Annotated in this window: 6 protein-coding genes; 3 read left to right on the top strand and 3 right to left on the bottom strand. The window is 73.1% G+C overall.

Annotated features, from left to right (window positions below):
- Positions 1-414: 414 nt before the first annotated feature.
- Positions 415-960 carry a MarR family winged helix-turn-helix transcriptional regulator gene (locus ADL34_RS32345; RefSeq protein WP_062674508.1) on the bottom strand — a complete coding sequence of 182 codons (546 nt, stop codon included), beginning with the start codon at positions 958-960 and terminating at the stop codon, positions 415-417.
- Between the two features lie 106 nt (positions 961-1066).
- Between ADL34_RS32345 and ADL34_RS32340 the strand changes: the two genes are divergently transcribed.
- Entirely contained in the window at positions 1067-2371 is a 1305-nt protein-coding gene (locus tag ADL34_RS32340) for an MFS transporter (protein ID WP_420714284.1), read from the top strand.
- A gap of 3 nt (positions 2372-2374) precedes the next feature.
- Here the strand turns inward: ADL34_RS32340 and ADL34_RS32335 are convergent, their stop codons facing one another.
- Both ADL34_RS32335 and ADL34_RS32330 read right to left on the bottom strand, forming a co-directional pair.
- A complete protein-coding gene (locus ADL34_RS32335; RefSeq protein ID WP_062674504.1) occupies positions 2375-4027 on the bottom strand; it encodes an ATP-binding SpoIIE family protein phosphatase in 1653 nt (550 codons plus the stop codon).
- A gap of 134 nt (positions 4028-4161) precedes the next feature.
- Entirely contained in the window at positions 4162-5538 is a 1377-nt protein-coding gene (locus ADL34_RS32330) for an NAD(P)/FAD-dependent oxidoreductase (protein WP_062674502.1), read from the bottom strand.
- A gap of 384 nt (positions 5539-5922) precedes the next feature.
- Between ADL34_RS32330 and ADL34_RS32325 the strand changes: the two genes are divergently transcribed.
- Both ADL34_RS32325 and ADL34_RS32320 read left to right on the top strand, forming a co-directional pair.
- Entirely contained in the window at positions 5923-6696 is a 774-nt protein-coding gene (locus ADL34_RS32325; protein WP_062674500.1) for a TetR/AcrR family transcriptional regulator, read from the top strand.
- Positions 6697-7030: 334 nt separating this feature from the next.
- The coding region (locus ADL34_RS32320) for a sigma-70 family RNA polymerase sigma factor (RefSeq protein ID WP_062739848.1) at positions 7031-8546 on the top strand (1516 nt) is incomplete at its 3' end.

Below are 8546 nucleotides of genomic sequence, written 5' to 3'. Positions count from 1 at the left end.
CGTTTCCGACTCTATCAGATCTTTCCGATCCGATTTCCTCGGTGCTTTCCAGGTTCCCGCTTCCGCGTTTCCCTTTCCGGCGGTTCCGACTTTACCAGAACCTTTTCGGCCTGATCCCCAGTCAGCGGGGTTCGCCTTCCCGGCCGTTGGGCCGTTCCGACGTCTCAAACCTTAGCGGATCCTTCCGGCGATTCCCAATCGGGCCGCCGGCCCCCTATTCGAATTGAATTCGGGCACGCCGAAATCGACCCGTCAGGGAGATCGTGCTGGTGGTTTGATGCCGCTCTCGCGGCGGGAGGTGCTGTCGCAGAACCGTTACGGCTCGGCGGCAACCCGAAGAACCTTACGGATCGCGCAGGGCGGTGTCAAGCACCCCCTGTCAAGATCTTTTATGAGCGGGAGTCGGCTCCCTCGTCAGTCGAGGTCGGTGAGGCGCCCGCCCGCGTCGGGCTGGGCGTCCTCCACGCGGCGGAGCAGTCGTGTGAGGGCTTCGCCCAGGGTGCCGCGCTCCTCGGGAGAGAGGTCCTGGAGGAGGTCCTCCTCGAAGACGGTCGCGAGGCGCATCGCCTCCAGCCACTTGCCGCGCCCCTCCTGGGTCAGCTCGACAATGACGCGGACGCGGTTGGTCTCGTCGCGCTCCCGGGTGACCAGACCCTCGGCGACCATGCGGTCGATCCGGTGGGTCATCGCCGCCGGCGTGAGGCCGAGGCGCTTGGCCAGCTCGCCGGGGCCCATCCGGTACGGGGCGCCGGAGAGGACGAGGGCCTTGAGGACCTCCCAGTCCGTGTTGCTGATCCCCAGGGCGGCGGTCTGCCGTCCGTAGGCGACGTTCATGCGCCGGTTCAGCCGGGACAGGGCCGAGACGATCTTCTCGACCTGGGGGTCGAGGTCCTGGAACTCGCGCTGGTAGGCGGCGATCTGCTCTTCGAGCGTCGGTTCGCCGATGTCGGGGTCGCCCATGGGGGGAGTATGGCACGCCCCTGCTTCGCGTTGAAGTCCTTGAGGGTGTACTGTTTAGCTTCGAAATTTAGGTTCGAAGTCTTCAGGCCTGCATCGAGGGTCTGTCATGAGAGAGGTGAACGTGACCAGGGCGATGGGCGCAGCGATGCGCCGGATCCACGTGGGCAACGCACTCAGCGCGTTCGGGCTCGGTTTCACCGTCCCCTACCTGTACGTCTATGTGGCGCAGGTGCGGGGACTGGGTGCCATGACGGCGGGGCTGGTCCTCGCCGTCTTCGCCGTTGCCGCGCTGGTCGTGCTGCCGTTCGCCGGACGGGCGATCGTCCGGCGCGGCCCGCTGCCGGTGCTGCTCGCCGCCCTGATCGCCGCCGCCGTCGGAGCGCTGGGGCTCGGGCTCGCCGGGAGCGCGGCGACCGTGCTGCTGGCGTCGGCCGTGCTCGGCGCCGGGCAGGCCGTGATGCAGCCGGCGCTCGCCACGATGATCGTGGACTGCTCCACGGCGGACACCCGGTCACGGGCGTTCGCGACGCAGTTCTTCCTCCAGAACCTCGGGCTCGGGGTCGGCGGGCTGATCGGCGGGCACCTGGTCGACACGACGAGCGTGTCCTCGTTCACCCTGCTGTTCGCCATCGAGGCCGCGATGTTCCTCGTGCTCGTCGTGGTGATGGCGACCGTGCGGATGCCGCGCGCGCCGCAGGTCGGTGGGGCCCCGGAGGGTCGTACGGCCAAGGGCGGCTGGAAGCGGATGCTGCGGCACCGGCAGATGGTGCAGCTGTGCGTGCTGGGGTTCGTGCTGTTCTTCGCCTGCTACGGGCAGTTCGAGTCGGGGCTGAGTGCCTATGGCGTGGAGGCGGCCGGGGTGTCGACGTCGACGCTGGGGACCGCGCTCGCGGCGAACACCGCGATGATCGTGGTGGCGCAGTTCGTGGTCCTGCGGTTCGTCGAGCGCCGCCGGCGGACGCGGGTCATCGCCGCGGTCGGGCTGATCTGGGCCGTGGCGTGGGTCGCGGCGGCGTACGCGGGTCTCGGGAACGGCAGCAAGGAGGTGGCCACCGCGGCGTTCATCTCCACCTACGCGCTGTTCGGGCTGGGTGAGGCGATGCTGTCGCCGACCGTGGCCCCGCTCGTCGCCGATCTGGCTCCGACGGGTCTGGCCGGGCAGTACAACTCGGCGTTCGCCCTGGTCAAGCAGCTGGCGCTGGCGGTGGGACCGGCCGTGGGCGGGCCGATGGCGGCCTCGCTGCACGGGCCGTACGTGGTGACGTTCCTGCTGTTCTCGCTGGGGGTCACCTGGCTCGCGCTGCGGCTGGGGCGGCAGCTGACCGTCGCGCAGGACCAGCCGTGGCTGCACCGCAGCCGGGTGGTGGCCCAGGGCGCCGCCTCGCCGGCCGGGCAGTCGGCGCACGCGTAACGCTCAGCGGGTCCGGGGCAGCAGGAACTCGCACCACACCGCTTTGCCGCCGCCCGGGGTGCGCCGGGAGCCCCAGGCCGAGGCGATGCTGGCGACGATGGCGATGCCCCGGCCCGACTCGTCGGCCGGTTCGGCGCGGCGGCGGCGCGGCAGGTGGTCGTCGCCGTCGGTGACCTCGATGATCAGGCGGCGGTCGGTGCGGCGCAGGCGCAGACGCATGGGCGGGGTGCCGTGCTGCAGGGAGTTCGCGACGAGTTCGCTGGTGGCCAGGACGCCGTGGTCGTGCAGGTCGGGCGGGAAGCGCCAGCTGGTCAGGACGCCGGAGGCGAAGGCACGCGCGCGGGGGGCCGCCTCGACGCCGCCGAGCAGCTCCAGCGCGGCGTTGCGGAAGAGCTCGTGGTCGGGGCCGGTGCGGGCCGGGTGCTGGAGGACGAGGACGGCGACGTCGTCGTCGTGGTCGGCGGTGACGCCGGCGGAGCGCACCAGGCGGTCGCAGACGACCTGCGGGGTGCCGGTGGCACCGGCGAGGGCGCGTGCCAGGGAGGCGATGCCCTCGTCGAGGTCCTTGTCCCGGCGTTCGACCAGGCCGTCGGTGTAGAGGACGGCGGTGGAGCCGGGGCTGAGGGCGATCGAGCCGGACGCGTGCATCCAGCCGCCGGTGCCGAGGGGCGGCCCGGTGGGTTCGTCGGCGCGCTGGACCGCGCCGTGCTCGTCGCGGACGAGGATCGGCAGGTGCCCGGCGGAGGCGTAGACCAGGCGGCCCTCGTTGGGGTCGTGGATGGCGTAGACGCAGGTGGCGATCTGGTTCGCGTCGATCTCCATGGCGAGGCCGTCCAGCAGCTGGAGGACCTCGTGCGGGGGGAGGTCGAGGCGGGCGTACGCGCGCACGGCCGTCCGCAGCTGGCCCATCACGGCCGCCGCGCGGACACCTCGGCCCATGACGTCGCCGATCACCAGGGCGGTGCGGCCGCCGCCGAGGGTGATGACGTCGTACCAGTCGCCGCCGACGGCGGCCTCGGTGCCGCCGGGGTGGTACGTGGCGGCGATGCGCAGGTCGTCGGGTTCTTCGAGTTCCTGCGGGAGCAGGGAGCGCTGGAGGGTGACGGCCGTCTCGCGCTGCCGGCGCTCGCTGGCGCGCAGGCGCTCGGCGGCCTCGGCGTGGTCGGTGACGTCCGTGGCGAAGACGAGGACGCCGCCGTCGCCTTCGGTGACCGGGGTGCAGGTGAACGTGTAGGAGCGGCCGTCGGTGGCCTTGCGGGACTTCAGGGTGCGGGGGCGGCCGCTGCGCAGGACCTGGTCGAGGAGCGGGAGCAGGCCGAGCCCGGCCAGTTCGGGGAGGGCCGCGCGCGCGGGTTCGCCGGTGAGGCGGGGGCCGAAGGCGGCGGCGTACGCGTCGTTGACGTAGGCGAGGCGGTGCTCGGGGCCGTGCACGAGGGCGACCAGGGCGGGGACGCGGTCGAGGACCTCACGGGCGGGCAGCTCGTCGAGGGCGGGGATCGGGCGGTCGCCGTCGGTGAGCTGCTCGACGCGGGCCGCGGGGACGGCTCCGGGGCCGTCTCCGGGACGGTCCTGGGCGAGGGCCGCCGCGGGTTCCGTCCGCGCCGCGGCGCGGCGCTGCGTTCCGGGGAGCCGGGCGCTCCAGCGCGTGAAGTTCACGAATCCTTGCCTCGTGTCGTCGTCTTCGGCCGGCTCCGGTCGTCCGGGATCGGTCGGGGGTCAGTCTGGCAGGGCGGCCGTCCCGGCCGACACCCGTCAGACGCCTGCCCCGGGCGGGGAGTTCCTGGGTCCGGTCAGGACGACCCCTTCGGGTCGTCTTCGGGCCTGTGTGGATGCTTTCCCCCGGCCGCGAGTTCGAACTCGGCTCGCGGATGTTCGAGTGAACCGAGCGAGACGATCTCCCTCTTGAAGAGACCGGAGAGCGTCCATTCGGCGAGGACGCGTGCCTTGCGGTTGACGGTCGGCACCCGGCTGAGGTGGTAGACGCGGTGCATGAACCAGGCGGGGTAGCCCTTCAGCCGGCGGCCGTAGACCTGGGCGACGCCCTGGTGGAAGCCGAGGGAGGCGACGGAGCCCGCGTAGGCGTGCGCGTACGTCTCCAGGGGCTCGCCGCGCAGGGTGTGGACGATGTTGTCGCCGAGCACCCTGGCCTGGCGCAGGGCGTGCTGGGCGTTGGGCGCGCACAGGGAGCCGGGTTCGCGTCCGGTGACGTCGGGGACGGAGGCGGCGTCCCCGGCGGCCCACGCGTGCGTGGTGCCGTCGACCGTCAGTTCCGGGGTGCACTTCAGCCGGCCGCGCCCGTCGAGGGGCAGGTCGCTCGCGGCGAGGACGGGGTGGGGCTTGACGCCGGCCGTCCACACGAGCGTGCGGGTGGGGAAGCGGGAGCCGTCGTCGAGGACGGCGACGCGGTCCACGCAGGACTCCAGGCGGGTGTGCAGCCGTACGTCGATGTTGCGGCGGCGCAGTTCGGAGACGGTGTAGCGGCCCAGGTCGGCGCCGACCTCGGGGAGGATCCGGTCGGACGCCTCGACGAGGATCCATCTCATGTCCTCGGGCCGGACGTTGTGGTAGTAGCGGGTGGCGTAGCGGGCCATGTCCTGGAGTTCGCCCAGTGCCTCGACTCCCGCGTAGCCGCCGCCGACGAAGACGAAGGTGAGGGCGGCGTCGCGGATCTCGGGGTCGCGGGTGGAGGAGGCGATGTCCATCTGCTCGATGACGTGGTTGCGCAGGCCGATGGCCTCTTCGACGGTCTTGAAGCCGATGCCGTGGTCGGCGAGGCCGGGGACGGGCAGGGTGCGCGAGACCGAGCCGGGGGCGAGGACGAGGTGGTCGTAGGCGATGCGCTCGCTGCCCGTGTGCCCGTCGGAGGCGAGTGGGGTCACGGTGGCGGTGCGGGTGGCGTGGTCGACGGCGGTGACCTCGCCGAGGACGATCCGGCACCGCGGGAGGACGGCGCGCAGCGGGACGACGACGTGACGTGGCGAGATGGAGCCGGCCGCCGCCTCGGGGAGGAACGGCTGGTACGTCATGTACGGGTCCGGTGTGACGACGTGGATCTCGGCCTCGCCCCGGGCCAGTTCCCGTCTGAGGCGGCGCTGGAGACGCAGGGCCGTGTACATCCCGACGTAGCCGCCGCCGACAACGAGAATGCGCGCACGTTCCTTCACCATCCCATGACGCACCCGTCGCTTGCGTTTGTCCACAGCCTCGACGATTTGTATGACCGGTCGCCGACGGCGTCGCGATTTGGCCGAATTGCCGGAGTGTCGCAAAAGTATGCAGGTCAGGTGGGGTGCGCCGGGGGTGTGCGGGTGGCGCAATCGGGACGTAAACGACCCGTACTCCGATCGAGGGGCGCTCCGTGCGGAACGTGCCCCTTCTGAATTGACCCCCTCTCAACTATGTTCGTGTGTCGACGGGGTGCAGGGGGATGCGCTCATCGGGTCCGTGAACACACGGAACGGGCTCGTTGTCCCGGGCTTGTTCCGCGACGCTCCGGCTAGCAATGACGGGGAGTGTCTCCGGGGGGAGACGTCATTACCGGGGGATCACCTATGCATGTTCAGGATTCTCGATGGGCTTCCGCGTCCGCCATCGCGCCGGCGGGTGGGGCGATGGGCTCCGCCATGAGCGCGGGTGCCGGACGCGGGGAGTCGTCGCGTACGACGCCGCTGCGCGTGGACGCGCAGCGCAATCTGGAGCACGTGCTGCGTGCGGCGCGTGAGGTCTTCGGCGAGCTGGGCTACGGCGCGCCGATGGAGGACGTGGCCCGCCGGGCGCGGGTCGGCGTCGGGACGGTGTACCGCCGCTTCCCGAGCAAAGACGTCCTGGTGCGGCGGATAGCCGAGGAGGAGACCTCGCGGCTGACCGACCAGGCACGTGCCGCGCTCGGCCAGGAGGACGAGCCGTGGTCGGCGCTCTCGCGCTTCCTGCGCACGTCGGTGGCGTCCGGCGCGGGCCGGCTGCTGCCGCCGCAGGTCCTGCGGGTCGGTGTCGCCGACGAGGGCGGGCCCGACGAGGCGCGGGTGCCGCAGCAGCGGGTGCAGCCGGGCGCGGGCGAGCTGCGGCTGGTGTCGGAGCCGGCCGCTGCCGTGGCGGCGGGCCCGGTGGACGACGCCGGTGCGGCGGCGCTGCTCGACGTGGTGGGCCGGCTCGTGGAGCGGGCGCGTGCGGCGGGCGAGCTGCGGCCGGACGTGTCCGTGTCGGACGTCCTGCTGGTGATAGCGACGGCCGCGCCCTCCCTGCCGGACCCGGCCCAGCAGGCGGCGGCCTCGGCGCGGCTCCTCGACATCCTGCTGGAGGGTCTGCGGTCGCGGCCCCAGGGCTGATCCGGCGCCCCGGCACATGGCTCGCGTCGGTCCGGCGGTCACCCTGACCGCCGGACGCCGCGTCCCCGAATGGGTGGACGTGTACGGGGAGGAATGACCCGCCGCCTCCCTCGAACGCGGTCGCGGACACACGGGGCGTTCCGGACCCGTCCTTCAACTCCCGTGTACGGAGCGGTTGTTGAGCATTCCCCACTGCGGGCCATGTTCATGCCACATCGCGAGGAGTCCCCACGGACGGGTGGTTGTCCGTCCAGGCCAGTTCCGGGCAAAACCTGATGTGGCACCCTGACCCGGTGTCCGGGACTGGTGGAGCTGGCAGCGGGGGCTTTCCGCGATGAGCGTTGACGGGTGGGACGAGTCGCGGGACGACGGCGACGCGGCGACCCCACAGGTGCCGAGTCAGGGCGGCCGCCCGGACGTACCGGCGCAGGGTGACGTCCCGGACGGCCGCGCACCGCGCGCGGAGGGCAACGTCCCGGCGCAGCGCGACCGGCGCGAGGACAGCACCACGCCCCCGCACATGCCGCCGCCCTCGGACGTCGACCTGATCGGCCGGATGCGGGCCGGTGACGACAGCGCCTACGAGGAGCTGTACCGCCGTCACGCGCAGGCCGTCCGCCGGTACGCGCGCACCTGCTGCCGCGACGCGCACACCGCCGACGACCTGACGGCCGAGGTGTTCGCCCGCATGCTCCAGGCGGTGCGGTCCGGCTCCGGTCCCGAGCACGCCGTACGCGCCTATCTGCTCACTTCGATCCGACGGGCCGCGGCGGACTGGACGCGGTCGGCGCGCCGGGAGCAACTGGTCGACGACTTCGCCGTGTTCGCGGCCCAGTCGGCGCGCTCCTCCGAGCTGTCCGACGACGACACCCTGGACCTCGGCGCGGACGTGCGGGCCATGCACGAGGCCGAACAGTCCCTGGCCATGCAGGCGTTCCGGTCGCTGCCCGAGCGCTGGCAGGCGGTGCTGTGGCACACCGAGGTCGAGGACGAGTCGCCGAGCGAGGTCGCCACGCTGTTCGGGCTCGACGCCAACGGCACCCGTGTGCTCGCCAGCCGGGCCCGTGAAGGGCTCAAGCAGGCCTACCTCCAGGCCCATGTCAGCGCCAGCCTGGCCCGGGACGGGGAGTGCGCCCGCTACGCCGACCGGCTCGGCGCGTTCGCCCGCGGCAGCCTGCGCACCCGGGCCGAACGCGGCCTGCGCAAGCACCTGGACGAGTGCGCCCGGTGCCGGCTGGCCGCGGGCCAGATCAAGGAGGTCGCCGGTGGCATCCCGGCGGTCGTCCCGGTCGCGGTCATCGGCTGGTTCGGTGCCGCCGGGTACGCCAAGGTGGCCGGGCTGGTGGCCGGGGGCGCCGGAGCGGGCGCGGCCGGTGCCGCGGGAGCCGCCGCGGCGGCGGGCGGTGGCTCGGCGGGCGGTGCGGGTGCCGGTGCCGCGGGTGGCGGGACGTCGGGTGGCGCGGGCGGAGGCGGCGGGGCCGCCGCGTCCGAGGGGCTGGGCGCCCCGCTGAAGGCCGGGATCGCGGCCGGAGTGGTCGCGGTGGGTGTGGCGGCGGCGATCGTGTTCGCCCTGGTCGGGCACGACAAGCCCGCCGAGAAGACGGACGCCAAGCAGCCGCCGGTGCCCTCCCCCGTCGTCGAGGGGACACCGACGGCACGGCCGCCGCGGTCCGAGAGCCCCGAGCCCCGGCCCTCCCGGCCGAAGGCTCCCGCGCCCGTGCCCAGGACCGCGCCGAAGCCGACCCCGACGCCCACCCCCACGCCGACGCGCAGGCCCACCCCGCGCCCGACCCCGTCACCCACCCCGACACGCACCCCCGCGCCGACCACCCCGGCGCCCACCCCCACAC

It is taken from the genome of Streptomyces sp. NRRL WC-3605 (genome assembly GCF_001509795.1).
Lineage (GTDB): Bacteria > Actinomycetota > Actinomycetes > Streptomycetales > Streptomycetaceae > Streptomyces > Streptomyces viridochromogenes.
This window is presented reverse-complemented; position numbering and strand designations above follow the sequence as displayed.